26 protein-coding genes and 4 tRNA genes are annotated in these 24,647 nt (G+C 70.3%); 11 read left to right on the forward strand and 19 right to left on the reverse strand.

What is annotated here, in order from left to right; genetic code table 11:
- Positions 1 to 2: 2 nt before the first annotated feature.
- Complete coding sequence (locus G6N64_RS17790; protein WP_163798333.1) at positions 3 to 665, reverse strand: potassium channel family protein; 663 nt, start codon at positions 663 to 665, stop codon at positions 3 to 5.
- Positions 666 to 672: 7 nt separating this feature from the next.
- Positions 673 to 1,347 carry a potassium channel family protein gene (locus G6N64_RS17795; protein ID WP_197748281.1) on the reverse strand — a complete coding sequence of 225 codons (675 nt, stop codon included), beginning with the start codon at positions 1,345 to 1,347 and terminating at the stop codon, positions 673 to 675.
- A gap of 102 nt (positions 1,348 to 1,449) precedes the next feature.
- Here G6N64_RS17795 and G6N64_RS17800 point away from each other — a divergent pair, with 102 nt between their 5' ends.
- Both G6N64_RS17800 and G6N64_RS17805 read left to right on the forward strand, forming a co-directional pair.
- Entirely contained in the window at positions 1,450 to 3,456 is a 2,007-nt protein-coding gene (locus G6N64_RS17800; RefSeq protein WP_197748282.1) for an APC family permease, read from the forward strand.
- Entirely contained in the window at positions 3,453 to 4,649 is a 1,197-nt protein-coding gene (locus G6N64_RS17805; protein ID WP_163798338.1) for a class I SAM-dependent RNA methyltransferase, read from the forward strand. The genes G6N64_RS17800 and G6N64_RS17805 overlap by 4 nt, the downstream gene beginning before the upstream one ends.
- On the opposite strand, the gene nhaA is transcribed toward G6N64_RS17805, so the two are convergent.
- The gene (gene nhaA / locus G6N64_RS17810) at positions 4,636 to 5,982 is read right to left on the reverse strand and encodes a Na+/H+ antiporter NhaA (protein WP_246230694.1); all 1,347 of its coding nucleotides are present in this window, start codon (positions 5,980 to 5,982) and stop codon (positions 4,636 to 4,638) included. The genes G6N64_RS17805 and nhaA overlap by 14 nt on opposite strands.
- 211 nt (positions 5,983 to 6,193) lie before the next feature.
- Here nhaA and dxs point away from each other — a divergent pair, with 211 nt between their 5' ends.
- Both dxs and G6N64_RS17820 read left to right on the forward strand, forming a co-directional pair.
- Positions 6,194 to 8,110: a 1-deoxy-D-xylulose-5-phosphate synthase gene (dxs, locus tag G6N64_RS17815; protein WP_163798343.1), complete on the forward strand. Its 1,917-nt coding sequence runs from the start codon at positions 6,194 to 6,196 to the stop codon at positions 8,108 to 8,110.
- 23 nt (positions 8,111 to 8,133) lie between these two features.
- Entirely contained in the window at positions 8,134 to 9,048 is a 915-nt protein-coding gene (locus G6N64_RS17820) for an alpha/beta fold hydrolase (RefSeq protein WP_163798345.1), read from the forward strand.
- Here the strand turns inward: G6N64_RS17820 and G6N64_RS17825 are convergent, their stop codons facing one another.
- Positions 9,049 to 10,362 (reverse strand): HRDC domain-containing protein, encoded by a 1,314-nt coding sequence (locus G6N64_RS17825; RefSeq protein ID WP_163798347.1) that lies wholly within the window; start codon positions 10,360 to 10,362, stop codon positions 9,049 to 9,051.
- A gap of 1 nt (position 10,363) precedes the next feature.
- Positions 10,364 to 10,948: a DUF3000 domain-containing protein gene (locus G6N64_RS17830; RefSeq protein WP_163798349.1), complete on the reverse strand. Its 585-nt coding sequence runs from the start codon at positions 10,946 to 10,948 to the stop codon at positions 10,364 to 10,366.
- Between the two features lie 78 nt (positions 10,949 to 11,026).
- Between G6N64_RS17830 and hemE the strand changes: the two genes are divergently transcribed.
- From hemE to hemQ, 3 genes are read left to right on the forward strand one after another with little or no spacing between them, the layout of a single operon-like run.
- Positions 11,027 to 12,076: a uroporphyrinogen decarboxylase gene (gene hemE, locus G6N64_RS17835; protein WP_163801905.1), complete on the forward strand. Its 1,050-nt coding sequence runs from the start codon at positions 11,027 to 11,029 to the stop codon at positions 12,074 to 12,076.
- A complete protein-coding gene (locus G6N64_RS17840; RefSeq protein WP_163798351.1) occupies positions 12,073 to 13,464 on the forward strand; it encodes a protoporphyrinogen oxidase in 1,392 nt (463 codons plus the stop codon). The genes hemE and G6N64_RS17840 overlap by 4 nt, the downstream gene beginning before the upstream one ends.
- Positions 13,437 to 14,129: a hydrogen peroxide-dependent heme synthase gene (gene hemQ / locus G6N64_RS17845; RefSeq protein WP_163798353.1), complete on the forward strand. Its 693-nt coding sequence runs from the start codon at positions 13,437 to 13,439 to the stop codon at positions 14,127 to 14,129. Before G6N64_RS17840 ends, hemQ begins: the two co-directional genes overlap by 28 nt.
- 84 nt (positions 14,130 to 14,213) lie before the next feature.
- Here hemQ and msrB read toward each other — a convergent pair whose 3' ends face one another.
- The 4 genes from msrB to G6N64_RS17865 are packed head-to-tail and all read right to left on the reverse strand — an operon-like array spanning position 14,214 to position 18,356.
- Positions 14,214 to 14,624 (reverse strand): peptide-methionine (R)-S-oxide reductase MsrB, encoded by a 411-nt coding sequence (gene msrB / locus G6N64_RS17850; protein ID WP_163798355.1) that lies wholly within the window; start codon positions 14,622 to 14,624, stop codon positions 14,214 to 14,216.
- Complete coding sequence (aftC, locus tag G6N64_RS17855; RefSeq protein WP_276017852.1) at positions 14,621 to 15,895, reverse strand: arabinofuranan 3-O-arabinosyltransferase; 1,275 nt, start codon at positions 15,893 to 15,895, stop codon at positions 14,621 to 14,623. Before aftC ends, msrB begins: the two co-directional genes overlap by 4 nt.
- 32 nt (positions 15,896 to 15,927) lie before the next feature.
- Positions 15,928 to 17,487 carry an alpha/beta hydrolase gene (locus tag G6N64_RS17860; RefSeq protein ID WP_163798359.1) on the reverse strand — a complete coding sequence of 520 codons (1,560 nt, stop codon included), beginning with the start codon at positions 17,485 to 17,487 and terminating at the stop codon, positions 15,928 to 15,930.
- A gap of 47 nt (positions 17,488 to 17,534) precedes the next feature.
- Complete coding sequence (locus G6N64_RS17865; RefSeq protein ID WP_163798361.1) at positions 17,535 to 18,356, reverse strand: pyrimidine reductase family protein; 822 nt, start codon at positions 18,354 to 18,356, stop codon at positions 17,535 to 17,537.
- Between G6N64_RS17865 and zapE the strand changes: the two genes are divergently transcribed.
- A complete protein-coding gene (gene zapE / locus G6N64_RS17870) occupies positions 18,355 to 19,407 on the forward strand; it encodes a cell division protein ZapE (RefSeq protein WP_163798363.1) in 1,053 nt (350 codons plus the stop codon). The two genes, G6N64_RS17865 and zapE, sit on opposite strands and share 2 nt — an antisense overlap.
- Here the strand turns inward: zapE and G6N64_RS17875 are convergent, their stop codons facing one another.
- The 5 genes from G6N64_RS17875 to G6N64_RS17895 all read right to left on the reverse strand — a co-directional run bounded on the left by G6N64_RS17875 (position 19,408) and on the right by G6N64_RS17895 (position 22,295).
- Positions 19,408 to 19,947: a GNAT family N-acetyltransferase gene (locus G6N64_RS17875; protein ID WP_276017851.1), complete on the reverse strand. Its 540-nt coding sequence runs from the start codon at positions 19,945 to 19,947 to the stop codon at positions 19,408 to 19,410. It abuts the gene before it with no gap.
- Complete coding sequence (locus G6N64_RS17880; protein WP_409370734.1) at positions 19,944 to 20,510, reverse strand: hypothetical protein; 567 nt, start codon at positions 20,508 to 20,510, stop codon at positions 19,944 to 19,946. Before G6N64_RS17880 ends, G6N64_RS17875 begins: the two co-directional genes overlap by 4 nt.
- 74 nt (positions 20,511 to 20,584) lie before the next feature.
- Positions 20,585 to 21,007 (reverse strand): PPOX class F420-dependent oxidoreductase, encoded by a 423-nt coding sequence (locus tag G6N64_RS17885; RefSeq protein WP_163798365.1) that lies wholly within the window; start codon positions 21,005 to 21,007, stop codon positions 20,585 to 20,587.
- Between the two features lie 28 nt (positions 21,008 to 21,035).
- The gene (locus G6N64_RS17890; RefSeq protein WP_163798366.1) at positions 21,036 to 21,761 is read right to left on the reverse strand and encodes a Clp protease N-terminal domain-containing protein; all 726 of its coding nucleotides are present in this window, start codon (positions 21,759 to 21,761) and stop codon (positions 21,036 to 21,038) included.
- 57 nt (positions 21,762 to 21,818) lie between these two features.
- On the reverse strand, positions 21,819 to 22,295 hold the full coding sequence (locus tag G6N64_RS17895) for an SRPBCC family protein (protein ID WP_163798368.1): 477 nt from the start codon (positions 22,293 to 22,295) through the stop codon (positions 21,819 to 21,821).
- A gap of 140 nt (positions 22,296 to 22,435) precedes the next feature.
- Between G6N64_RS17895 and G6N64_RS17900 the strand changes: the two genes are divergently transcribed.
- Both G6N64_RS17900 and G6N64_RS17905 read left to right on the forward strand, forming a co-directional pair.
- Positions 22,436 to 22,744: a DUF732 domain-containing protein gene (locus G6N64_RS17900; protein ID WP_163798370.1), complete on the forward strand. Its 309-nt coding sequence runs from the start codon at positions 22,436 to 22,438 to the stop codon at positions 22,742 to 22,744.
- 108 nt (positions 22,745 to 22,852) lie between these two features.
- Positions 22,853 to 23,056, forward strand: a complete 204-nt coding sequence (locus tag G6N64_RS17905; RefSeq protein ID WP_163798371.1) for a hypothetical protein — start codon at positions 22,853 to 22,855, stop codon at positions 23,054 to 23,056.
- 77 nt (positions 23,057 to 23,133) lie between these two features.
- On the opposite strand, the gene G6N64_RS17910 is transcribed toward G6N64_RS17905, so the two are convergent.
- The 4 genes from G6N64_RS17910 to G6N64_RS17925 all read right to left on the reverse strand — a co-directional run bounded on the left by G6N64_RS17910 (position 23,134) and on the right by G6N64_RS17925 (position 23,983).
- Positions 23,134 to 23,208: transfer RNA gene (locus G6N64_RS17910), tRNA-Val, on the reverse strand.
- 21 nt (positions 23,209 to 23,229) lie between these two features.
- Positions 23,230 to 23,300: transfer RNA gene (locus G6N64_RS17915), tRNA-Cys, on the reverse strand.
- A 28-nt stretch (positions 23,301 to 23,328) separates the two neighbouring features.
- A tRNA-Gly gene (locus G6N64_RS17920) sits at positions 23,329 to 23,401 on the reverse strand.
- 96 nt (positions 23,402 to 23,497) lie between these two features.
- Positions 23,498 to 23,983: a DUF6636 domain-containing protein gene (locus tag G6N64_RS17925; protein ID WP_246230695.1), complete on the reverse strand. Its 486-nt coding sequence runs from the start codon at positions 23,981 to 23,983 to the stop codon at positions 23,498 to 23,500.
- A 111-nt stretch (positions 23,984 to 24,094) separates the two neighbouring features.
- On the opposite strand from G6N64_RS17925, the gene G6N64_RS17930 reads away from it, so the two are divergent.
- A tRNA-Val gene (locus G6N64_RS17930) sits at positions 24,095 to 24,169 on the forward strand.
- A gap of 86 nt (positions 24,170 to 24,255) precedes the next feature.
- Here the strand turns inward: G6N64_RS17930 and G6N64_RS17935 are convergent.
- Positions 24,256 to 24,639 (reverse strand): DUF6319 family protein, encoded by a 384-nt coding sequence (locus G6N64_RS17935; protein ID WP_163798373.1) that lies wholly within the window; start codon positions 24,637 to 24,639, stop codon positions 24,256 to 24,258.
- Positions 24,640 to 24,647 lie beyond the last annotated feature (8 nt).

A 24,647-nucleotide genomic window follows, 5' to 3' on the forward strand; every position in this document is an offset into this window, starting at 1 on the left:
GGTCAGGTGGCGGTGCGCAGGATCAGCTCGCGCAGCTGTTCCTCGACCTCGGCGACCGCGACGAACAGCAGTTCGTCGCCGCCCTCGAGCGGTTCGTCGTCCTCGGGCACGATGACCCGCGAGCCGCGCAGGATCGTCACCAGGGACGCGTCGCGGGGTAGCTCGAGGCGCTTGACGGCCTTGCCGCCCCACGGGGTGTCGTCGGGCAGCGTGATCTCGACGAGGTTGGCCTGCCCCTTGCGGAAGCTCATCAGCCGCACCAGGTCACCCACCGACACGGCCTCCTCGACGAGCGAGGCCAGCATGCGCGGGGTCGAGACGGCGACGTCGATGCCCCAGTTCTCGTCGAACAGCCACTCGTTGCGCGGGTCGTTGACGCGCGCCACGACGCGCGGCACCGCGAACTCGGTCTTGGCGAGCAGGCTGAGCACGACGTTGGCCTTGTCGTCACCGGTGGCGGCGATGACCACGTCGAATTCCTCGAGCTTCACCGACTCGAGCAGGCTCAGCTCGCACGCGTCGCCGAGGCGCCACTGCGCGGCGGGGATGGCGTCGACGTCGAGGTGGTCCGGGTTGCGCTCCAGCAGCGTCACGGAGTGGTTCTCGACGAGTTCGCGGGCGATGGAGCGGCCGACCGCGCCTGCTCCTGCGATGGCGACCTTCACGGCTTCCTCACTCGTCGTCGACGTCGGGGGAGGGCGCCAGGGCGGAGATCGCCATGGCCTCGGCGACGTGGCCGGAGATCGCGGCCAGGTACACCTGGTCACCGGCCTGGATCACGGTCTTCGCATCCGGCAGCAGCCCGCTGCCGAAACGGATCAGGAAGGCCACCCGGCCACCGGTCGCCGTCTCCAGCGCGGTGACCCGGTGCCCGGCCCAGTCCTCGTGCAGGGGGAGTTCGGTGACGCCGACGTTGCCGGACGGGTCCCGCCACTTGGTGGTCTCGGTCTCGCGGGTCAGCACGTTGAGCAGTCGGTCGGTGGTCCAGGGCACCGTCGCGACGGTAGGGATCCCGAGCCGCTCGTAGACCGCGGCACGCTTGGCGTCGTAGATGCGGGCGACGACGCGTTCGACGCCGAACGTCTCGCGGGCGACGCGGGCGGAGATGATGTTCGAGTTGTCACCCGAGGACACCGCGGCGAACGCGCCCGCCTCCTCGATCCCCGCGCGCAGCAGCACGTCCCGGTCGAAGCCCATCCCGAGCACCCGCTCGCCGGGGAACTCGGGGGACAGTCGGTGGAACGCCGTGCCGTCCCGGTCGATGACGGCCACCTCGTGGCCGATGCGGGCCAGGCCGTCGGACAACGATGCGCCCACCCGGCCGCATCCCATCACCACAACACGCACGCGTCGGTCCTTCCTGCGGGTATGCCAAGAAATCCGTGTGTTCACGCTGGGCACGAAGAACGCTACAGCCATTCGGACGACCCGCCACGCTTAGGCATACCCTTGGCACTCGTGTCCAAGCTCTCGACCGTCGCCCGCCGACTGGTCCTAGGAACGCCGTTCCGCAGCGACAAGCTCGCGCACACCCTGCTGCCCAAGCGCATCGCCCTTCCGGTGTTCGCCTCCGACGCCCTCTCGTCGGTCGCCTACGCCCCGGAGGAGATCTTCCTGGTGCTGTCGGTCGCGGGCGTCGCGGCGTACACGATGGCGCCGTGGATCGCGCTCGCCGTCGTCGCGGTCATGCTCGTCGTGATCGCGAGCTACCGGCAGAACGTGCACGCCTATCCGTCCGGTGGCGGTGACTACGAGGTCGTCACCACCAACCTCGGTGGCACCGCCGGCCTGACGGTGGCGAGCGCGCTGATGGTGGACTACGTACTGACGGTGGCGGTGTCGATGTCGTCGGCGATGTCCAACATCGGCTCGGCGGTGCCGTTCATCGCGCAGCACAAGGTGTGGTTCGCGGTGGTGCTGATCCTCATCCTCGCCTCGCTCAACCTGCGCGGCATCCGCGAGTCGGGCACGGCGTTCGCGATTCCCACCTACGCCTTCATGATCGGCATGTTCATCATGCTGGGCTGGGGCTTCTTCCAGATCTTCGCCCTCGACCAGCCGCTGAAGGCCGAGTCCGCCGACTTCGAGATGCACTCCGAGCACGGCGACGTGCTCGGGTTCGCGCTGATCTTCCTGGTCGCCCGGGCGTTCTCGTCGGGGTCCGCGGCGCTCACGGGCGTCGAGGCGATCAGCAACGGCGTCCCCGCGTTCCGCAAGCCGAAGTCCCGCAACGCGGCCACCACGCTGCTGCTGCTCGGCGGCATCTCCGTCACACTGCTCATGGGAATCACGCTGCTGGCCAAGGAGACCGGCGTACAGATCGCCGAGCGTCCGGCCGAACAGCTCGGCGGCGCACCCGTCGGCTATCAGCAGAAGACGTTGATCGCGCAGCTGGCCGACGCGGTGTTCCACGACTTCCCGCTGGGTCTGTTCCTCATCGCGTTCGTCACGGCCCTGATCCTGGGGCTGGCCGCCAACACCGCGTTCAACGGCTTCCCCGTGCTGGGTTCGATTCTGGCCCAGGACAGTTACCTGCCCCACCAGCTGCGCACCCGGGGCGACCGGCTGGCGTTCTCGAACGGCATCCTGTTCCTGGCGTTCGCCGCGATCGCCTTCGTGGTGGCCTTCCAGGCCGAGGTGACGGCCCTGCTGCAGCTCTACATCGTCGGGGTGTTCGTGTCGTTCACGTTCAGTCAGATCGGCATGGTGCGGCACTGGACCCGGCTGCTGGCCGTCGAGACCGACGGCGAGGAACGCGGTCGCATGCAACGGTCCCGGGTGATCAACACCATCGGCTGCGTGTGCACCGGCACCGTCCTGGTGATCGTCGTGGTCACCAAGTTCATGGCGGGGGCCTGGATCGCGATCCTGGTGATGGGCTTCTTCTTCGTGGTGATGCGGATGATCCACAAGCACTACGCCAGCGTCCGCACCGAACTGGCCGCGGCGGACGAGGAGGCGGGCGACGACGTCGTGCTGCCCAGCCGCAACCACGCCATCGTGCTGGTGTCCAACACGACGCTGCCCACCAAGCGTGCGCTCGCCTACGCCCGCGCGACCCGGCCCGACGAACTCGAGGCCATCCACGTCAGCATCGACGACGTCGAGGCGCGCGAACTCAAGACCCGGTGGGAGGCGTCCGACATCTCCCTGCCGCTCAAGATCGTGGCCTCGCCCTACCGGGACATCACCCGGCCGGTGCTGGACTACGTCAAGCGGATCACCCGCGACGCGCCGCGCACCGTCGTCACGATCTTCATCCCCGAGTACGTCGTCGGGCACTGGTGGGAGCAGGCGCTGCACAACCAGAGCGCGCTGCGCCTCAAGGGCCGCCTGCTGTTCGAACCGCAGGTCATGGTGACGTCGGTGCCCTATCAGCTGAACTCCTCGGAACGGCTCAAGGATCAGGAGCCGAAGTCGGCGCCGGGCGACGCGCGCCGGGGGTTCCTGGAATGAGCGACGTGACGCTGGAGGTCACCGTCGGCGACGCCGCGAACGGCGGCAGCTGCATCGCCCGCCACGACGGCCGGGTGATCTTCACGCGATACGCCCTGCCGGGGGAACGGGTCGTCGCCCGGGTGACCGACGAGCGCGCGAAGCTGTGGCACGCGTCGGCGATCGAGATCCTCGACCCGTCGCCCGACCGGGTGGACTCGCTGTGCCCGATCGCCGGCGTGGACGGGTCGGGGTGCTGCGACCTCGCGTTCGCCGATCCCGCGGCGGCACGGCGGATCAAGGGCGACGTCGTGGCCAACCAGCTGGGCAGGCTCGGCGGGTTCGAGTGGTCGGGCCCGGCCGAGGCGGTCGACGACGACGGCGCCACCGGGTGGCGCACCCGGGTGCGGCTGGACACGACGTCCGGCGGCAGGGCCGGCTTCCACCGCTACCACAGCGCCGAGCTGGTCACCGACCTGCGATGCGCGCAGCTACCCGACGGCATGCTGGACGGACTGGACGGCCCGCGGTGGCCCGCCGGGGCGGAACTGCACGTCGCCGTCGACGACGACGGCGTCCGCCACGTCGTCCAGACCGGCCCGAAGGCCAAGCGCGACAAGCCCTCTCCGACGCAGGTCGTCGAGGGACGCTACGAGGCGGTGCAGCGGGTGGGGAACCGCGAGTGGCACGTTCCGGTCACCGCGTTCTGGCAGGCCCACCGCGGCGCGGCCACGCTGTACAGCGACCTGGTCGCGAGGTACGCCCGGCTCGAACCCGGCATGACGGCGTGGGACCTGTACGGCGGCGCGGGTGTCTTCGCCGCGGTCATGGCCGACGCGGTGGGGGAGACGGGCAGCGTGCTCACCGTGGACACCTCACGCGGCTCGGCGCGCGCGGCGCGTGCCGCCTTGGCCGACGTCGGGTGGGTGCAGGTGGTCACCGAGTCGGTGCGTCGCGCGCTGTCCGCGCAACCCGACCGGGCGGACGTCGCCGTGCTCGATCCGCCGCGCACCGGCGCCGGGCGCGAGATCATCGAGCAGCTGGCGTCGGCCGGTGTGCCGCGCATCGTCCACATCGGTTGTGAGGCAGCGTCATTCGCACGGGACGTCGGCCTGTACCTGGCGAACGGCTACGAGGTCGAGGAGCTGCGCGTCTTCGACTCGTTCCCCCTGACCCACCACGTGGAGTGCGTCGCGGTGCTCAGTCGGGCGTGATGCCGTCGTCGCGGCGCTGGTAGACGTCGGGGATGCCGTCGAGGTCCGCGTCGCGCGTCTCCTCCTCGTGCACCGCGCGGTAGTGCCGATTGCGTAGCCGCAGCACGACCGCGGCGAGCAGCGCCGCGGTCAGTGAGCCCGCGAGCACGCCGATCTTCACGTGTTCGCCGCGGGCGGACTCCGGGCCGTACGCGAGTTCGCCGATCAGCAGCGAGACCGTGAACCCGATGCCCGCGAGCATCGCCATGCCGAACACGTCGATCCACTTCAGCGAGGCGTCCAACGACGCCCGGGTGACCGCCGAGAGGATGCGGGTGGTGCCGAAGATGCCGACGACCTTGCCCACCACCAACCCGAAGACGATGCCCAGCGCGACCGGATCGGCGAGGGCGGCGGTGAGGCCGCTCAGCCCGCCGATCGTCACGCCCGCGGCGAAGAACGCGAAGATCGGCACCGCCACGCCCGCCGACAGCGGACGGATGCGGTGCTCGAAGTGCTCGGCCAGCCCGGGTCCGGCATCCGGCCCGCCGGCACCCTCGCTGCGCAGCACGGGCACCGCGAATCCGAGCAGCACCCCGGCCACCGTCGCGTGGATCCCCGACTCGTGCACCAGCGCCCACGTGGCCAGCGCCAGCGGCACGAGCAGCCACCAGGACCGGATCCGCCGCTGCACGCACAGGGTGAACAGTGCGAGTGGGACGAGGGCCAGGCCGAGGGCGCGCACGTCGATGTCGTCGGTGTAGAACACCGCGATCACCGTGATGGCCAGCAGGTCGTCGACCACGGCCAGCGTCAGCAGGAACGTGCGCAGCGCCGACGGCAGGTGGGTCGAGATGACCGCCAGGACGGCGACGGCGAACGCGATGTCGGTGGCGGTGGGGATCGCCCACCCTCGGACGGCGCCGTCTCCGGCGGGCGCGGTGAAGGCCACGAAGATCAGCGCGGGAGCCACCATGCCGCCCACGGCGGCGGCGACGGGCAGCGCGGCGCGTCGCGGATCGCGCAGGTCGCCCGCCACGAACTCGCGCTTGAGCTCCAGGCCGACCACGAAGAAGAAGATGGCGAGCAGTCCGTCGGCGGCCCAGGTACCGAGGTCGAGGTCCAGGTGCAGCCCAAGCGCGTCGGTGCCCACGTGCAGCTCGCGCAGCGCGTGGTAGGACTCCGACAACGGTGAGTTGGCCCAGACCATCGCGATGACCGCACCGATGACGAGGAGCGTGCCGCCGACGGTCTCCTTGCGCAGGACGTCTGACACCCGGGACGTCTCGGCCCACGAACCGCGGCTGAGTAGCGCGGCAGTGAGGGGTCGGCGGGGCTTCGGCAAGAGGAGCACCTCGTTCGGTAGCGGTCGCGGGCAGGGGGAACCAACTCGCCGACCAGACTTCCCGGCACACCTGAGACGGAAGTCTAACGTCGCGGTCATCGGGGCGATCCGGCCGGGGTGCCCCTGACGTGCATCGATGCGCTCGCGCGAGGTTCAAACTGTGGCGGAGGTCAACGCGGCACACGGGGCCGTCATCAGGCATGGTGCGTAAACTGGCCTGATGTTGGAAACGGTCCGCGGCCCCGCCGATCTGCAACACCTGTCGCAGGCACAGCTGGACGACCTCGCCGTGGAGATCCGGGAATTCCTGATCCACAAGGTCGCTGCGACCGGCGGACATCTCGGCCCCAATCTCGGCGTGGTCGAACTGACGCTGGCCCTGCACCGCGTGTTCGACTCCCCGCACGACCCGATCATCTTCGACACCGGCCACCAGTCCTACGTCCACAAGATGCTCACCGGACGCTGCGGCGACTTCGACGACCTCCGCAAGAAGGACGGTCTGTCGGGCTATCCGTCGCGCGCCGAGAGCGAGCACGACTGGGTGGAGTCCAGCCACGCCAGCACCGCGCTGTCCTACGCGGACGGGCTGGCCAAGGCCTTCGAAATGAGCGGGCACCGCAACCGGCACGTCGTGGCCGTCGTCGGCGACGGTGCACTCACCGGTGGCATGTGCTGGGAGGCGCTGAACAACATCGCGGGGTCCAAGCGGCCCGTCGTGATCGTCGTCAACGACAACGGCCGCAGCTACGCGCCCACCATCGGCGGCTTCGCCGACCACCTCGCGGGCCTGCGCCTGCAGCCCGGCTACGAGAAGCTGCTGGAGAAGGGCCGCGACACCATGCGCGGCGTCCCGATCATCGGTGAGATCTGCTACCAGGGCATGCACAGCGTCAAGGCCGGCATCAAGGACGCGCTGTCCCCGCAGGTGATGTTCACCGACCTCGGCCTCAAGTACGTCGGCCCCATCGACGGCCACGACGAGCGGGCCGTGGAGGCAGCGCTGCGCCACGCGCGCGGGTTCAACGCGCCGGTGATCGTCCACGTCGTCACCCGCAAGGGCAAGGGCTTCGCACCCGCCGAGGCCGACGAGGCCGAGCAGATGCACGCCACGGGCATCATCGATCCGACCACCGGGCTGGCGACGTCGGTCGCCGCACCCACCTGGACGTCGGTCTTCTCCGACGAGCTGATCAAGCGGGCCGCCAAGCGCCGCGACGTCGTCGCCATCACGGCCGCCATGCCTGGGCCCACCGGTCTCAGTCCGTTCCGGGAGCGCTTCCCGGACCGCTTCTTCGACGTCGGCATCGCCGAGCAGCACGCTGTCACCTCCGCCGCCGGGCTCGCGATGGGCGGCATGCACCCGGTGGTCGCCATCTACTCGACGTTCCTCAACAGGGCCTTCGATCAGGTGATGATGGACGTTGCGCTGCACCGACTTCCGGTGACCCTGGTGCTCGACCGTGCCGGCGTGACCGGTCCCGACGGCGCGAGTCACAACGGCATCTGGGACATGTCGCTGCTCGGCATCGTGCCCGGCATGCGCGTCGCCGCACCACGCGACGCCGCCCGACTGCGGGAGGAACTCGTCGAAGCGCTCGACGTCAAGGACGGTCCCACCGCGGTGCGCTACCCGAAGGCCGCCGTGGGCGACGACATCCCGGCGGTCGAGAGGCGTTCGGGCGTCGACGTATTGGCCGAGCCGGCCGACGGACTGTCGAGCGACGTGCTGCTGGTCGCCGTGGGATCGTTCGCGTCGATGGGACTCTCCGTCGCCGAACGGCTGCGCAAGCAGGGCATCGGCGTGACCGTGGTCGATCCCCGGTGGGTGCTGCCGGTCTCCGGCGTCGTCGTCGAGATGGCGGTCTCGCACAAGCTGGTCGTCACGCTCGAGGACAACGGCGTGCACGGCGGCATCGGCTCGGCGGTGTCGTCGGCGCTGCGCAGCGCCGAGGTCGACGTGCCGTGCCGGGACGTCGCGATGCCGCAGGAGTTCCAGGACCACGCCTCGCGCAACGAGGTGCTGACGTCGGTCGGTCTCACCGACCAGCACGTCGCGCGCCAGGTCACCGGCTGGGTGGCCGCGCTGGCCAGCCAGGTAGGCGAGGCCGAGGTCAGCGGACGCGTCGACCAGTAGCCCGTCCGGCATAGGCTGCGACCATGGACGCCGAACTCGAACGCTGGAAGTCCGCGGGCCGGTACTTCGACTACCTCGGGTTCGAGGTCTTCTACCGCGTCGCCGGCAGGCCGGTCGGTGAGGCGCCGGTGCTGCTGCTGATCCACGGCTACCCGTTCAACTCGTTCGACTGGGCGTCCATCTGGGACGTGCTCCTCGAGAGGTTCACCGTCATCGCGCCCGACATGCTGGGCATGGGCTTCTCGGCCAAGCCGTCGACGTATCAGTACTCGGTGCACGACCACGCCGACGTGCACGAGGCGCTGCTGGCCCACCTCGACGTGTCCGCCTGCCACGTGCTGGCCCACGACCTCGGCGACTCGGTGGGCCAGGAACTATTGGCACGCCACGAGTTCGGCGACTGGTCGTACCGTCCCCTGGAGTTCGCGTCGATCACGTGGCTCAACGGCGGCATGTTCAACGAGGCCTACACCCCGCGTCTGGTGCAGAAGGTGCTCTCCCGCACGCCGCTGGGCGACGTGTTCGCCCGCGTGCAGGGTGGCTCGGTGTTCCGCCGGGTCATGGACCGCACCCTCGACGAACTGTTCGGCGTCGACACCAGGCCCTCGCCGCGGTTGCTCGAGCAGTTCCACCAGATCATGGACTACAACGACGGGGCAGCGGTCACCCACGTGGTCGGCCGGTTCGTCACCGACCGCTACGCCCACCGCAACCGCTGGGTGCGCGCGATGCGCGAGACCGACGTGCCGATGCGGCTGATCGACGGACCCGCCGACCCGAACTCCGGGGCGCACATGGCCCGCCGCTACGCCGAGGTGATCCCCGACGCCGACGTGGTGATGCTGGCCGACGGCATCGGGCACTGGCCGCAGATCGAGGCGCCCGAGGCGGTGCTCGAGCACTTCCTCGCCCACGTGGACCGCGTCCTCGCCGGCTGACTACCCGTCGGCGGGATCCTCGACGGCAGCGTCGGTGGCCGGGATGTCGGCGGTCGCCGTCAGCGCCGCCACGAGCACGGGACCGGTCAGCTCCCGCTGCCACGGGCGGGCGTGGGAGGCGATGAGGAAGTCGTCGACCGTCGTGGCGACGTCGGGCACCGGCTGCCAGTCCCAGCACAGCCTGCGGACGGTGTCGGGGGTCAACAGGTTCTCCGGCGGCACCGAGACCCGTTGCGACAGTTCGGTCAGGCCCGCCCGGGCGGCCTCCAGACGCGCTGCGGCCTCGGGCTTGCGGCGCGACCACCTGGCCGCCGGCGGCGGACCGTTCTGCGGTTCGGACGACGTCGGCAGGTCCTCGGAGGCTCGGGCCCGGGCGAGCGCGTCGAGCCACACCTGCGCGGTGCGACGCTGCCTGCCGCCGCCGAAGATCGGCAGCGCGGTCAACTTCGCCACGGTGTCGGGGTCCTCGGTGGCGGCGTTGACGATCGCCGAGTCGGGCAGGATGCGGCCGGGGGCGATGTCGCGGCGCTGCGCGATGCCGTCCCGGGTGCTCCACAGTTCGCGCACGGCGGCCAGCGCCCGCGGGTTGCGCACCTTGTGGATGCCCGACGTCTTGCGCCAGCGGTCGCGTCGCGTCGGTGTCGGGGCCAGCGTGCGCAGGTACTCGAATTCCTGTGCGGCCCAGTCGGTCTTGCCCTGCTCCTCGAGGACGGCGGCGACGGCGTCGCGAAGCTCCAGGAGCACCTCGACGTCGAGGGCGGCGTAGTTCAGCCACTCCGCCGGGAGCGGACGCTTCGACCAGTCCGCCGCACCGTGACCCTTCACCAGGTGCAGGCCGAGCAGGCGCTCCACCATCGCCGCGAGGTTCACCCGGTCGAAACCGGCCAGCCTGCCCGCGAGTTCGGTGTCGTAGAGGCGCGGCGGGGTCATGCCGATCTCGGCGAGGCACGGCAGATCCTGATCCGCGGCGTGCAGCACCCATTCGTCGTCGCCGAGCACGCGGGCGACGGGCGCCATGACCGCCAGGGCGTCGCCGCCGTGGTTAACGGGGTCGATCAGGACGCTGCCCGCGCCGGCGCGGCGGATCTGCACCAGGTAGGCGCGGTTCGAATACCGGAAGCCCGAGGCCCTTTCGGCGTCGATCGCGAACGGGCCGTGACCCGAGGCGAGGAACTCGGCGGCACGGGCGATGTCACTGGGGTAGATCGCCAGGGGTGGGACGCCGTCGGCGGGCGCCAGCAGGGGAGTGGCCTGGGGTTCAGGTTCGGCGTCTGCTGGGCCGTCTTCGGCCTCCGGTGACGGTGCGTCCGTCATCTCAGGCGCGGGTGCGAGAGTTCAGGTCCGTGACCCCCGCCGGGGGCAGGCCCGCAGCGTGCTCGAGCACCTCGCAGAAGGCCAGCACGTGCGGCCCGAGGATCAGGTCGGTCGCCGTCCACGACGCGCGCAGTTCGAGTTGGTGGGCGCGCGGCGGGCCGGAGATGTCGCCGTAGCGCACCGACGTCGTCGCCGTCACGGTGCCACCGAGTGCGGTGACGGCGTGGGCGTTGGTCTCGAGCGCGTCGGCCAGCCAGCTCCACGCGACCTCGGGCAGCAGCGGGTCGACGGCCTCCATCGAGTCGAGGTCGGCCTGGATGTAGGCCACCAGCCGCATGGTGCCGTCCCACGCCTCGGCGCCCTCGGGATCGTGCAGCAGGATCAGCCGGCCGAAGGCCTCGCCGCCCAGGGAGTCCTCGGACACGACGGCGGTCTCGGGGTGGCGCACCTCGGCGCCCAGGGCGTAGCTGAAGGGTGCGAGACGTTGCGGCGGGCGGATGGGCCCGAGTTCGATCTCCGGCCGCACGGTCGCGGTGTTCATCGCCGCAACCGCTTCGCGGAAGGGAGCCGGTTCGGCGGAGGTCACGGCAATTGACGCTAGCCGATCTCCCCTGGTGGCGGCGCAGGCGCGCCGTAGCGCCGCGGCATGGCAGCATGGATGGCGATGAATACCCGCCGTGACCTGCCCGACTCCCCGTATCTGGCTGCGGCCGGCGGCCGCAAGCCCACCCGAGTGCCGGTGTGGTTCATGCGGCAGGCCGGGCGTTCGCTGCCGGAGTACCGGGCCCTGCGCGCCAAGAACACCATGATGCAGGCCTGCTTCGACGCCGATCTGATCTGCGAGATCACCCTGCAGCCGGTGCGCAGGCACGGCGTCGACGCCGCGATCCTGTTCTCCGACATCGTCGTACCGCTGCGCGCCGCCGGGATCGACCTCGACATCGTGCCCGACGTGGGGCCGGTGATCGCACACCCCATCCGCACGGCCGCCGACGTCGCCGCGGTCCGCCCGCTGGATCCGGCGACCGTCGCGCCCGTCGCCGACGCCATCGGCATGCTCACCGGCGAACTCGGTGACGTGCCGCTGATCGGGTTCGCGGGCGCGCCGTTCACGCTGGCCTCCTACCTGGTCGAGGGCGGTCCGAGCCGCAACCACGAGCACACCAAGGCCATGATGCTCGGTGAGCCGCAGACCTGGCACGCGCTGATGACTGCGCTCACCGACGTGACGATCGGCTTCCTGCGGGCCCAGCTCGACGCGGGCGTCGACGCCATCCAGCTGTTCGACTCCTGGGCGGGGACGCTGTCGCTCGCCGACTACCGCAGCTTCGTGCTGCCGCACAGCACGCGGGTGTTCGACGCGCTCGCGGGTTATGGCGTCCCGATGACGCACTTCGGCGTCGGCACCGCGGAACTGCTCGGCGCGATGGGGGAGGCGGGCGCCTCCGTCGTCGGCGTCGACTGGCGCACCGCCCTGGTTGACGCCGTCCCGCGGGTGGGTCCCGGCAAGGCGCTGCAGGGCAACCTCGATCCGGTGGTTCTGCTCGCGGGCTGGCCCGCGGTCGAACGGGCGGTGCGGGCCGTCGTCGAGGACGGCAGGCGGGCCGTCGACGCCGGGGCCACCGGCCACGTGTTCAACCTGGGGCACGGCGTGCTGCCCGCCACCGATCCCGGCATCGTCACCGATGCAGTCGCGCTGGTGCACTCGTCGTGACCCCGCGCGCCTACTGCGTCGTGGGGGGCGGCATCTCGGGTCTGGTGGCCGCGTTCCGGCTGCGCCAGGCGGCCGGGCCCGACGCGTCGATCACGCTGTTCGACCCCGCCGACCGGCTCGGCGGCGTGCTGCGGACCGAGCGCGTCGGCGGCCAGCCCGTCGACGTCGGCGCCGAGGCGTTCATCGCGCGACGACCCGAGGTGTCCGCGCTGCTGGCCGAGCTGGGTCTGACGGCCAAGCAGGTCGGCACCACCGGTGTGCGGCCACTGATCTACGCGCGGGGGCGGCTGCACCAGATGCCGCCGGGCACGCTGCAGGGCATCCCGGCGAGCGCCGAGTCGGTGGCGGGCCTGGTCGACGACGCCACCGTCGCGCACGTCGCAGGCGAGCCCGGTCGTCCCCTGTCGTGGCGGCCGGGCGCCGACCCGTCCGTCGCCGAACTCGTCTCCGACCGGTTCGGCAGGCAGGTCGTGGAGCGGTCGGTCGATCCCCTGCTGGGTGGTGTCTACGCGGGCTCCGCGGCGACCATCGGTCTACGGTCGGCGCTGCCGACGCTCGCCGCGGCGCTGGACCGCGGCGCACCCAGCCTCACCGACGCCGTCCGGCAGTGCGTGCCCGCGCCCACGGGTGCGCCGGTGTTCGGCGCCGTCGACGGCGGCTACCAGGTGCTGATCGACGAACTGGCCCGCCGGGCCGGCTTCCGGTGGGCGCACGTCGGCGTGCGGCGCATCGACCGGTCGGCCGCGGGGTGGGACGTGCTCGACGACGACGGGGCCCGCTGGTACGCCGACGGCGTCGTGGTGGCGGTGCCCGCGCCGCGGCTGTCCCGCCTCGTCGAGGGCGTCGCACCGCGGACCGCCGCGGCGGCCGGGCGCATCGACGTCGCCTCCAGCGCGCTGGTGGTGCTGGCGCTGCCGGGCGGGACGCCGGTGCCGGAGCAGTCCGGCGTGCTGGTCGCCAGCGGAGAAGCGTTGCACGCCAAGGCCGTCACGCTGACCTCGCGCAAGTGGGGCAGGCGCGGCAACGCGGAGCTGCTGCGGCTGTCGTACGGCAAGTTCGGCGACGGCATCGCCCGCAACACCGGCGACGAGGAGCTGCTGGCGTGGGCTGCCGAGGACCTGCGCGACCTGTTCGGACTCCGCCAGGAACCCGTCGACTGCCGCGTACAGCGGTGGATCGATGCGCTGCCGCAGTACGGCCCGGGTCACCCCGCGCTGGTGGCCGAGCTGCGCGCGGGTCTACCGCCGACGCTGGCCGTGGCCGGAGGCTATCTCGACGGCATCGGCGTGCCGGCGTGTGTGGCGTCCGGCACCCGGGCGGCCGCTCGGTTGACCGGCTCGAGCGTGGCACGATGGGAGACATGGCGAAGCTCGACTACGACGCATTGAACTCGGTGACCCGCTACATGATGATCTCGGTGTTCGCGGTGCAGCCGGAGGCGTTGGAGGAGGAGCGGTCCGCGCTGGTCGACGAGATGGCGACCTTCCTCAAGCGTCAGGAGGAGGGCGACGTCGTGGTCCGCGGCCTGTACGACGTCGCGGGGTTCCGCGCCGACGCCGACTTCATGCTGTGGACGCACGCCGAGCGGGTGGAGGACCTGCAGGCCACCTACCGCGCGTTCCGGCAGACGACGCTGGGCCGCGCGAGCGATCCGGTGTGGAGCGTCGTCGCGCTGCACCGGCCCGCGGAGTTCAACAAGAGCCACGTGCCCGCGTTCATCGCGGGCGAGGAGCCCGGCGACTACGTCTGCGTCTACCCGTTCGTCCGTTCCCTGGACTGGTATCTGCTGCCCGACGACGAGCGGCGCAAGATGCTCGTCGAGCACGGCATGGCGGGCCGCGAGTACCCGGACGTGCGGGCCAACACCGTGCCGGCGTTCGCCCTCGGCGACTACGAGTGGATCCTGGCGTTCGAGGGCCCGGACCTCGGCCGCATCGTCGAGTTGATGTGGAAGCTGCGCTACACGGATGCCCGTCGCCACGTCCGCGAGGAGACACCGTTCTTCACCGGTCCGCGCCTGTCGGTCGAGGACCTGATCGCGCGCCTGCCGTAGCTCTTCACGCCGAGCACACGTCAACTCCCCTCTTCTGCCGTAGAGCAGGGGAGTTCACGTCTGCTCGCGGAACGGAGTTCGAGTTCAGCTTCCGGCCGGGACCAGCTTCAGCGAGATCGAGTTGATGCAGTACCGCTGGTCGGTCGGCGTCGGGTAGCCCTCGCCCTCGAAGACGTGCCCGAGGTGGCTGTGGCAGTTGGCGCAGATGACCTCGACGCGGTGCATGCCCAGCGAGTCGTCGGTCACCAGGATCACCGCGTCGGAGTCGGCCGGATCGAAGAACGACGGCCAGCCGCAGTGGGATTCGAACTTCTCGGTGCTGCGGAACAGTTCGGCGCCGCACGCCCGGCACTGGTACACGCCCTCGGTCTTCGAGTCGGTGTACTCGCCGGTGAAGGGCGGCTCGGTGGCCGCCTCGCGCAGCACCGCGAACTCGGCCGGGTTGAGCTTGGTGCGCCACTCGTCGTCGGTGAGCTGGATCTTCGGGCTGGTCATCCCTCAACGCTAGCGCGAGGGCGCGCGTCCGTCATCCACGGCGGATCGATGCCGTCCTCGAGCCGTCCGTCGGCCTTGGCGTCGAGGTAGCGGAAGTACAGCACGCTGAACACCACGATGAGCATCAGCGACCAGCCGTAGGTGATCTTCGAGTACTCGAGGAACCGGCCGGTGGTCGGCCAGTGGCCCAGCAGCCACCGGTCCATGGTCATGAAGCCATAGATCGCCAGCCACGCCACCCAGTTGCGGATCGTCGAGTTCGCGAGCACCACCGTCATGAGGAACGGGAACAGCATCATCGAGTAGTAGCCCTGACCCAGCGACAGCACCAGGAACGACGTGATGAGCAGCACGCCCGACGACGTCAGCATCCAGAACAGCGGGTCGCGTTCGCGGTAATAGCGGTACAGCAGCCACAGGGTCGCCACCGCGAGCAGACCGAACGCGATGCGCAGCAGCAGGATCAGCCACGCCGGCAGGCCGTAGTACACGCCGTTGCCCAGGATCGAGCTGTTGAAGTAGTCGCGGGTGGACAGGATGTAGGGGACGGTGCGGCTGACGAAGTTCATCGGGTCGGACACCAGCGGCCACGCCACGGCGTTGAACACCAGGGGCACGCCGATGGCCGTCACGAGTGGGCGCCATTGGCGGTTCAGGACGGGTATCAGCAGCAGCGGCGCCAGCGACGGTTTGACGACGAGCGTGAGGCCGATGGCGACGCCGGCCAGCCACTCGTGGTTGCGCTTGCCGTCCAGCAGCCACCGGAAGAACAGCACCTCGGCCAGCAGCATGCAGCCGTTGATGTTGGTGAACACCAAAGTGTTGGTGACGGACTCGGTGCAGAACATCGCCAGCAGCAGCGCCGGGGCGGCCACCGAGGCGAGACCGAACTTGAAGAGCCGCAACAGGAAGTAGGCGGCCAGCAGTATCGCGACGGTGTTGAAGAAGATGAACCAGTACCGCGACGCGTCCACGGGCAGGTAGCCGAACGGGGCCAGCAGCAGCGTGCCGCCGGGCGGGTACAGGTAGTGCGGGTCGACGTAGTCGAAGTGCTCGTTGTAGATGTCCCAGCCGCGCTTGAAGTTGACGACGGCCCGGTAGACGGGCCCGAAGTCGTCGGTGATGTAGCCGTTGGTGGCCAGCACGTAGCTGCGGTGGATGATCGACAGGATCGCGACGGGCCACAGTGCCGACCGCAGCACGGTCGCGGCGTCGGGCGCGGACGTGCGGGGTCGGAATGCACGCACCAGGGAGTCAGCTACCGCCACCAGCGCACCCTATAACGGTCCTCGCAGGCGGCCGGTCAGGCGGGGCAGTACGTGTCGGTGCTCGGCAGGTTGCCGCTCTGCAGGTACGCGAGCACCGGCCCGAGGGCGCACGGGGACGACGTCACCGCGCCGTGGCCGGTGCCCTGCCAGATGATGCGGCGGTTGGTGGCACCGCCGTTGATGACGGTCGCCGCGACGGCCGCGACGCCCTCGTTGCCGACGATGGGATCGTTCTGCACGCCCAGCAGCAGCACCGGGGTCTTGAGGTTCTGCGGTTCCTTGGGGGGCGTGCTGCTCGGCCAGTTCAGGCAGTCGACCATGTCGAGCGCGCCGACGCGGCCGAACTGCGGGTAGAGCCGGTCCCAGCCGACGACGAGTTCGCGCACCCGGTCCGGCGTCGGTCGGTTCAGCGCGTCGCTGCAGGAGTTCACGAACTGACCGTCGGTGTGGCGCAGCGTCTCGGCCTGGTTCACGAGGTCGTTGAGCGCGCCGGTGTTGCCGTCCCGGGCGGCGGCGAGCGCGCCGGCGAGGGCGGCCCGTGACCCGGACTGGTCGAAGGCGAGTGCGGTGGTGATGGCGTCGACGAGTGCGGACACCGACACGCCTCCCGGGCCCTGCCCGGCGCGGGCGGCGGCCAGCAGTGCGTCGACGGCGCCCTTGGGGTCCGGTCCGAGCGGGCAGCCGGTGGCCGTGCACTGCGCGGCGAAGGCGTCGAGGGCGGCCTGCTGGCCCTTGACCTTCTGCTCGGCTGCGGCCTCGGCGCCGATGGCCAGGGGCAGCGGAGAGTCGAGGATCAGGCGCGACACCTTGTTCGCGTGGGTGCCCGCGTACGCCAGGGCGACCTGGGCGCCGTTGCCGACGCCCAGCAGCGCCAGCGTCGGCACGTCCCAGGTACTGCGCAGGCGTTCGATGTCCTCGGCGGCGTGGACGGTGTCGTAGGCGGAGTCGCCCGGAGCGATGGTGTCGGTGCAGCTGGTGGTGGCGGTCTGCACGATGGCGCCGAGGTTGGCCACGGGGTCGTCGCCCGCCTCGAACTGGGCCTGGTCGAACATCTCCTGGCGGTCGAACAGGTCGCGGCAGTCCAGTTCGCCGGACATGCCGGTGCCGCGGCGGTCCACGGCGACGATCGGGTTGGTCTTCAGCACGTCGGTGCCGTTGCGCGCCAGCCACATCGGCAGTTCGACCGAGGACGGCAGGTCGGTGCCGGTGGTCATCACCAGCGGACCCGCGTCCGAGGGCGTTGCCACGGACTTGGCGCGGACGACGCCGATGGTGACGCTGCCGCTGGCACCGTTGATGGAGTCGAGGTCGGCGTCGTAGTCGGCGCAGTCCAGGCTGACGCCGGCGGGGGCGGGCACCTGCGCGTCGCGGAACACCCGGCTGGTGCAGTCCTGCCATGCCAGCTCGTTCTTCGGCGCCTCGACCGGCGGCGGGCCGGTCGGGGCCTGGGTGGTCTCCGGCTGTCCCTGCGGATTGGCCCCCGAGTTGGTGGCGAAGCGCGGGTTGGCGGCCAGGATCGGTGCGCACCCGGCCAGGACGACCGACGCGACGGTGGCGAGGCAGAGGGCCCGGATTGGCTGACGACGCCGACGCATGCTGACCACAGTAGCGATCGAGGGTGCCGGGTCCGGTCGACGCGGGATCAGTCGGCCTTCACGTACCGGGTGTACAGGTAGCCCTCGGCGTCGGTCAGCAGGTGGCTGCGCCGCATGCGGGTGTGGGCCTCCCCGGACCCGGTGGCGATGCGCCGCGCGTTGCCGCCGACGAGGATGGGGGCGATCGTCACACACAGTTCGTCGAGCAGGTCGAGTTCGATGAACAGGCTGAGCAGTGACGGTCCGCCCTCGGTGAGCACCCGGCGCAGTCCGCGACCGTCGAGGAGCTGGAGGACGCGCACGGGGTCGACGCGGTCGGCCTGTCGGCCGGAGGCGTCGATCACCTCGGCGCTGTCGCCGAACCGGCGGGTCGCGTCCTCGACGGTCTCACGACAGGTGAGGACCAGCGGCGGCACCTCGGAGCGGGTGAACAGCTTGGCGTCGTGCTCGAAGTCGGCGTGGTGGGTGACGACGGCGATGGGCGGCACCTCGGACTGGCCCCGGCTCTGCCTCTCGAGGCGCGCGGCCGCCGGCATCTGGGCGCCGGAGTAGTTCTCGATCCGGACCGTGGACGCTCCGACGAGGATGACGTCGGCCTCGCGCCGCATCCGGTGGAAGATGGCGCGGTCGCCGAGACCCGCGAGGCCACCCGACGTGCCGTCGTCGGTGGCGGCGCCGTCCAGGCTGGACAGCATGTTCGCGCGGACCCAGCACCGATCCAGCGGGTCGGGATAGGCGTAGAAGGCCGCCAGCCGACCGTCGTCGTCGGTGTCGAACGCGGAGCCGACGGCTCCCAGCTCTGTGAGCTCTGTCGCAGCCTCGCCCTCGGACACGTGGACAATTGCAACACGTCGATAGGGTGCCTGCATGCACGGGGCATCTCCTTCCACTTCATCCGGTACGACCGCGCACCTGGTGGATCGTCACCCGACCGTCACGCCCGAGCGGTTGGTCGCCCAGCTGGTGCCCCCGCCGACGTTCGCCGACGTCTCCTTCGACACCTACCGGCCCGACCCGGGGGAGCCGTCGCAGTCAGATGCCGTCCGGTCGTGCGAGCAGTTCTGCACCGAGGCCGCGCAGCGTCGGGCGGGCAAGAAGAAGCTGTTCGGCAAGCGTGAGGTGCTCCCGGGCGTCGGGGTGTACCTCGACGGCGGGTTCGGCGTCGGCAAGACCCACCTCCTGGCGTCGACGTACTACCGCCTGGTGGCCGCCGACGCCGGGCCGGCGGCGTTCGCGACCTTCGGCGAATTGACCCAGCTGGCAGGGGTATTCGGCTTCGTGGAGTGCATCGAGCTGCTGTCGGGCTACGTGGTGGTGTGCATCGACGAGTTCGAACTGGACGACCCGGGCAACACGACGTTGATCTCGCGGCTGCTGTCGGCGCTGGTGGAGCGCGGGGTGTCGATCGCCGCGACGTCGAACACGCTGCCCGAGCAACTCGGCGAGGGACGCTTCGCGGCGCAGGACTTCCTGCGCGAGATCAACACGCTGTCGCAGATCTTCACGACGGTGCGGATCGAGGGCCCCGACTATCGGCACCGCGACCTGCCACCCGCGCCGCAACCGCCCAGCGACGAGGACGTGCGGGCGCGGGCGGAGGGCGTGGAGGGCGCGACGCTCGACGACTTCGACGCGCTGTGCGCGCACCTCGCGACGATGCACCCATCGCGGTACAACGCGTTGATCGAGGGGGTGACCGAGGTGTTCGTCACCGGGGTCCACCCGATCGAGGATCAGAGCGTGGCGCTGCGGCTGGTGTCGCTGACCGACCGGCTGTACGACGCGGGCATCCCGATCGTGGCGTCGGGGTCCAAGCTCGACACCGTGTTCAGCGAGGAGATGCTCGCCGGCGGGTTCCGCAAGAAGTACCTGCGCGCGACGTCGCGACTGCTGGCACTGACGCACGCGGGCCAGGAGTAGTCAGAGCCTGCGCAGCATCACGTAGTCGTTCTCGACCGCGTCCCCGAGCTGGAACGTCTTGGTGCCGGTGATCAGGAAGCCGTGCTTGGAGTAGAAGCGTTGCGCGCGCTCGTTGTCCTGGTTGACGCCGAGCCACACCGCCGAATCGCCGCGTCCCTCGGACCGCTCGAGCGCCGCGGTCATCAGCGCCGCCGCGGCACCGGAGCCGTGGGAGTCGGGCAGGACGTACATCTTGGACAGTTCGCGCGCGGGCAGGATCGGCACGGCACGGCGGACGTGCTCGTCGTCCCCGACACCGTCGACGAGCATGGCGTAGCCGACGATCCCGTGCTCGGTGCGGGCGACGAGCACCTCGCGGGAGGGGTCGAAGAGGTACGCGGCGAACCGCTCCCGGGACAGGTTCGTCGCGATGAAGTCGGCGACGTTGGCGGGCGTCGCCGACGGCGGGCAGGCGAGTGGGAACGTGCGCGCGGCGACGTCGGCGAGTTCGCTCAGTTCGGCCGTGGCGGCCGCGGTGACCTGGACGGGCACGGGGATCAGGGCAGCGGCGAACCCGGCTGCCAGATGTTCCACTGGGCCAGGTGTTCACCGGTCTTGGGGTCGAGCAGCACCACGTTGGTGACGAGGTCGCGGTAGACCTGCCAGTAGACGGCGCCGTTGACGGTCGACCCGGCCGGCGCGTTCAACAGTGCGTACTGCAGGGCGTCGGGTGCGTCGGTTGCCTTGGGCGCGTACGCATCTCCGTAGGGGGTGACGCCGTTGAAGGCGAAGCCGAGGGACTGGGCGTAGGGCGCAGGCGTCTGGATGGTGTGCACGGTGACCCCGGCGCGCCACGGCCCACCCTCGTAGCGCCAGCGCGGGGAACCGGTGGGCGCGTAGCCGGGAGGGGGATCGGTGGGGAGGACGTCGTGCACGGTCACGTCGGCGACGATGCCGCGGTACTCGACGCGCAGGGTGTCGCCCAGGTTGCCGATCGGGTTGACGTCTGCGGCCGCGGGCGGTGCGACCGCGACGCCGAGCATGGCGAGCGTCGCGACGACGAGGGCGAGCATGCGCGTCGCCGCTTTCCGGGTGATTCCCCGCGTGCCGGTTCCACCAGTCATGTGACTCTTCGCTCCCGTCGTGTGCTGCCTCGCATGATGGCACACCGGGGTACGCCCGACGGTGGGTTCGACGGTCAGGAGACCCAGGGGCCGGAGCCGCCCACCTTGTCGATGCGGATGCGGGTCAGCAGTCCGTCGGGTGCTCCTGCGGGCGGGAAGTGCTCGCTGGACCCCAGCATCACCTCGGCCAGCTCGGTGAGCAGCTCGGGTGCGCCGCCCTCGGTGATGCGGGCGGTGCCCTGGATCGACAGGTACTGGCGCTGCCGGCCGGGTTCGTGCGGCGCGACGATGGTGACGGCGACGCGCGGGTCGCGACGGACGTTGCGGGTCTTCTGATATTCGGACAGGTGGGCGCTGACGAGTTCGTCGCCGTCCGGGGTCGATCGGAGCGCCACCCATACGAGCGAGACCTGGGGGCTGCCGTCGGGGTTGATGGTGACGAGGGTGGCGTCGACGCCGTCACCGATGAGCGCGCGTGCCGAGTCCGGGAGTGTCATGCGTCTATCTACCGGCAGTGCCCGCGGTCTATTCCCGCGGCGCGCCGGAGACGATCCGCAGCGCGTCGGTCAGTTCGGTCTCGGCCCGCCGACCGTCGACGCCGAGGCCGTGCAGGACGCCGTTGCCATCCTCGGATTCGAGCAGGGCGAGCAGGAGGTGCTCGGTTCCGACGAAGTCGTGTCCGAGTCGCAGCGCCTCTCGGAAGGTCAGTTCGAGGACCTTCTTGGCGGGCCCGTTGAACGGGATCAGCTCGTGGCGCTCACCGGTGGCTGGGGGGAGTTCGACGGCGTTGCGGACGCGATGGTGGTCGACGCCCTGGCTCGCCAGCAGCCTGATGGCCAGTGACTCGTCGTCGCCGAACAGTCCGAGCAGCAGGTGCCCGGGGGTGATCTCGACGTTCTCGGCCGCGCGAGCGACGGTCTGCGCCTCCACGATCGCGGCACGTGCCCTGGGGGTGAAGCGGGCGAACCCCTCGTTGGGGTCCATCGGCGTGGTGTCGGCCTTCGGGACGAAGCGCTTCTGCACCGCCTGCTTGGTCACGCCCATGCACGTGCCGATGTCGGTCCAGGACGCGCCCGACCGGCGCGCCTGGTCGACGAAGTGGCCGATGAGGTGGTCGGCGACGTCGCCGAGCGCCTGGCCGGCGATCACCGCGTCGGTGAGCTGCTCGAGCGGTTGGTCGTGGGCCTGGCGGATGGCGGTGATGAGGTCGTCGAGGCGGACGGGGTGGGTGATGTCGGGCGTGGCGGGCATGCGTCAACCGTATGTTGACGATGTGCTGTCGTCAACCGTGGGTTGACGATCAGGGGTTCATCCCCTGGGGTAGCCGCGGCGGACGGTGCGGTCGAGGATTCCGAGCGTGCCGCGCAGGGCGGTCTCGGAGATCACCGGGAAGATCCCCGCGTCACGCCAGTGCTGGTCGATGCCGCTCCAGTCGTAGAACGACGTCACCAGGGTGCCGTCGGCATCGGGCTCGAGGCGGTAGCCGTAGACGTGCCCGATCTGCGGCTTGATCTGACCCTCGATGGTCCAGGCGATCAGGGCGTCCTTCTCGTAGTCGGTGATCTTCACCGTCACGTCGTACTTGCCGAGCGGAAAGTCGTTCAGCGCTTCACGATCCATGTGCACGACGAAGCTGTCACCGCTCGCGGTGACGGGGTCGCCGTCGGCGCTCTGCAACATTCCGGTGGCGTCGATGGCCACGTGGCCCTGCGGGTCGCACAGCAGCGCGAAGACGTCGGCGGGTGGTGCGGCGATCGGGCGTTGGACTTCGATGCGGTCGGTCATGACCCGATGGTGTCAGGCCGCCGCCGACGGCGTCCTCCCTTTCGCCGTGACGGGGTCGTGAACGACCTTTCAGCAAATAGGTGCATGTGACGGTCACCTGTCGTACTCTTCGCTTCTCAGTTCATTGACAGGAGGCCGCCATGCGCGGAAAGTTCGTAGTCTCGGTGGCCGCAGTCGGGTTCGCGCTGGCGACCACCTTCGCGCCGCCGGCCCTCGCCGACGAGAACGACGAGATCTTCCTCAGCGTGCTCGACGACGAGGGGATCACCTACCCCTCGGCGGTCGACGCCGTGAAGGTCGGGATGGCGGTGTGCGACTACCTGCAAGAGGGCAACTCGTTGCTCGACGCCACCCAGGAAGTCTCCAACGAGACGAGCCTCAACATCGAGGACAGTGGCTTCTTCGTCGGTGCGGCGGCCGCGACGTACTGCCCGTCCGAGTCGCCGTAGCGAACATCGGGTTCGACGCAGCGCTCGAATGTGAAGACGACGTGACGATCTCGCGATGGTCGTCGTCTCGGCAGGACGGCGCTCCTGACTGCCAGTAGCCTTCACGGCATGCCGGCCGAATCGCCCACCTCACGTACGACCTTCGAGGAATCGTTGTCGGCGGCGCTCGCCCGCGGCGAGTGGCCCACCCAGATGGCGGGTCTGGGCCCTCTGGCGCGTTCGGCGATCGAGGCGGTGGCCCGGGAACACCCCGACGCCACCGTGCATCACATCGCGGAGGCCTACGACGCCTTCGGGCGCGAATCCGCCTGACGGGCGGCAAGGTTCACCGCGCGGCGCGCCAGGGGAGACATGAAAACGGCCCGGTGTGAACCGGGCCGTGTGAATCTTGGTGCGCGATACTGGGATTGAACCAGTGACCTCTTCCGTGTCAGGGAAGCGCTCTCCCGCTGAGCTAATCGCGCCGGGTGTTTCGAAATCATCGGAGGTGGAGACGGGAATCGAACCCGTGTGCACGGCTTTGCAGGCCGTTGCCTCACCACTCGGCCACTCCACCGCTGGGGTTGATGCCACTGCACCGATCGAGCGGACGACGGGATTCGAACCCGCGACCCCAACCTTGGCAAGGTTGTGCGCTACCAACTGCGCCACGTCCGCACGCTACGTCCGACTGCGTCGTCCGTTGCGAAGCACGACACTAGTCGATTGAACCGAGACCGCACAAATCCCCTCGTAGGAACCGTGTTCGGGGGCTCAGAAGACGTCGTAGAACTCGCGCGCGATCGCGAAGCCGTGCCCGGTCAGGCTGTCGCGGCACGTGATTGCGGATTCGGAGCTGTCGCACTGGAGCGCGCCCGCCGAGATCGACTCGCCGTAGGGCAGGGGCGCGCCGCCACCGAGGGTGGTGTCGCCGGCGCAGACGAAGGCAGGCGTGCCGCCCGGCGCCAGGGAGAGGCCCTGCCCGTAGTCGAACTCGCAGTCAGCGGGACGCGCCGGCGGAGTCCAGTCCCGCTCGGCGATGTCGCATCGGACGGCCGAGGGGTCGACGTAACAGCCGACGTTCCCGCTCGGTGAGGAGAACGCGATCAGCTCGTCGAGTGTCTCGTCGTCCTCGGCTGTGGGCACCGCGGTCGTGCCCGCCGGGGCCATGGTCGGTGCGGGCGCTGCCGGACGGTCGGCACACCCCGCCAGGGCGGCCAGCAGCGCGAGCGAAGCGACTGCACCGGCCCGACGCGCCATGGCGTGACGATACGACCGTCAACCGGCCTGGGGTCGGTCTTTCGATTCCCGGTCGCGCGGCGGCCCGTGTTAACCTTCGTCGTCCGTCGGACTAGTGTCGACGGAGTCCCCGGTCTCGTAGCTCAGGGGGAGAGCGTCCGCCTCACACGCGGAAGGTCGCTGGTTCGATCCCAGCCGGGACCACCACCTTCGCGTCTCCAGTCTCACGACGACGGCCCCCGCCTTGGCGGGGGCCGTCGTCGTCGGTGAGGGCCTCGTTCTGGCCGACGGACTCAGTCCAGGTTCGCCAACGCCTGACGCGCCGCGTCCAGCTCCGCCTCGAGCGCGGCGACCTTGGCTGCCTGCTGGGACCGTGCCTCGCCGATGATCGCGTCGATCGGTTCGGCGAGATCGTCGTGGAGTTCCCGGGCCGCCCGCGAGACGGCGGCTGCGGCCACCGCGACGTCGCGGGCCAGGAAAGTGCTGCCCTGCTTGAGCTGCGCGCGCCACTCGCCGTCGGCGGTGCCGGTGACGGTGAGGGTCAGCTCGACCGTCTTCGTCCTGGCGGCCGCCTTCTTGGCCGGCGCCTTCTTGTCGGCGGCGGGTGCCAGCGGCTCGGCGGGGGTGTTCGCGACGGGAGCGGTGGACGGCGCCTCTACCAGAGTGTCTACGGTCATGACACGAT

The organism is Mycolicibacterium sediminis (assembly GCF_010731735.1).
Classification (GTDB): Bacteria; Actinomycetota; Actinomycetes; order Mycobacteriales; family Mycobacteriaceae; genus Mycobacterium; species Mycobacterium sediminis.

Excerpts from the sequence above, each read along its gene's own strand:
- G6N64_RS17805 (WP_163798338.1), top strand. The coding sequence starts at position 3,453 with ATGAGCGACGTGACGCTGGAGGTCACCGTCGGCGACGCCGCGAACGGC.
- dxs (WP_163798343.1), top strand. The coding sequence starts at position 6,194 with ATGTTGGAAACGGTCCGCGGCCCCGCCGATCTGCAACACCTGTCGCAG.
- G6N64_RS17820 (WP_163798345.1), top strand. The coding sequence starts at position 8,134 with ATGGACGCCGAACTCGAACGCTGGAAGTCCGCGGGCCGGTACTTCGAC.
- G6N64_RS17825 (WP_163798347.1), bottom strand. The coding sequence starts at position 10,362 with ATGACGGACGCACCGTCACCGGAGGCCGAAGACGGCCCAGCAGACGCC.
- hemE (WP_163801905.1), top strand. The coding sequence starts at position 11,027 with ATGAATACCCGCCGTGACCTGCCCGACTCCCCGTATCTGGCTGCGGCC.
- hemQ (WP_163798353.1), top strand. The coding sequence starts at position 13,437 with ATGGCGAAGCTCGACTACGACGCATTGAACTCGGTGACCCGCTACATG.
- msrB (WP_163798355.1), bottom strand. The coding sequence starts at position 14,624 with ATGACCAGCCCGAAGATCCAGCTCACCGACGACGAGTGGCGCACCAAG.
- G6N64_RS17860 (WP_163798359.1), bottom strand. The coding sequence starts at position 17,487 with ATGCGTCGGCGTCGTCAGCCAATCCGGGCCCTCTGCCTCGCCACCGTC.
- zapE (WP_163798363.1), top strand. The coding sequence starts at position 18,355 with ATGCACGGGGCATCTCCTTCCACTTCATCCGGTACGACCGCGCACCTG.
- G6N64_RS17865 (WP_163798361.1), bottom strand. The coding sequence starts at position 18,356 with ATGCAGGCACCCTATCGACGTGTTGCAATTGTCCACGTGTCCGAGGGC.
- G6N64_RS17880 (WP_409370734.1), bottom strand. The coding sequence starts at position 20,510 with ATGACTGGTGGAACCGGCACGCGGGGAATCACCCGGAAAGCGGCGACG.
- G6N64_RS17885 (WP_163798365.1), bottom strand. The coding sequence starts at position 21,007 with ATGACACTCCCGGACTCGGCACGCGCGCTCATCGGTGACGGCGTCGAC.
- G6N64_RS17890 (WP_163798366.1), bottom strand. The coding sequence starts at position 21,761 with ATGCCCGCCACGCCCGACATCACCCACCCCGTCCGCCTCGACGACCTC.
- G6N64_RS17895 (WP_163798368.1), bottom strand. The coding sequence starts at position 22,295 with ATGACCGACCGCATCGAAGTCCAACGCCCGATCGCCGCACCACCCGCC.
- G6N64_RS17900 (WP_163798370.1), top strand. The coding sequence starts at position 22,436 with ATGCGCGGAAAGTTCGTAGTCTCGGTGGCCGCAGTCGGGTTCGCGCTG.
- G6N64_RS17905 (WP_163798371.1), top strand. The coding sequence starts at position 22,853 with ATGCCGGCCGAATCGCCCACCTCACGTACGACCTTCGAGGAATCGTTG.
- G6N64_RS17925 (WP_246230695.1), bottom strand. The coding sequence starts at position 23,983 with ATGGCGCGTCGGGCCGGTGCAGTCGCTTCGCTCGCGCTGCTGGCCGCC.
- G6N64_RS17935 (WP_163798373.1), bottom strand. The coding sequence starts at position 24,639 with ATGACCGTAGACACTCTGGTAGAGGCGCCGTCCACCGCTCCCGTCGCG.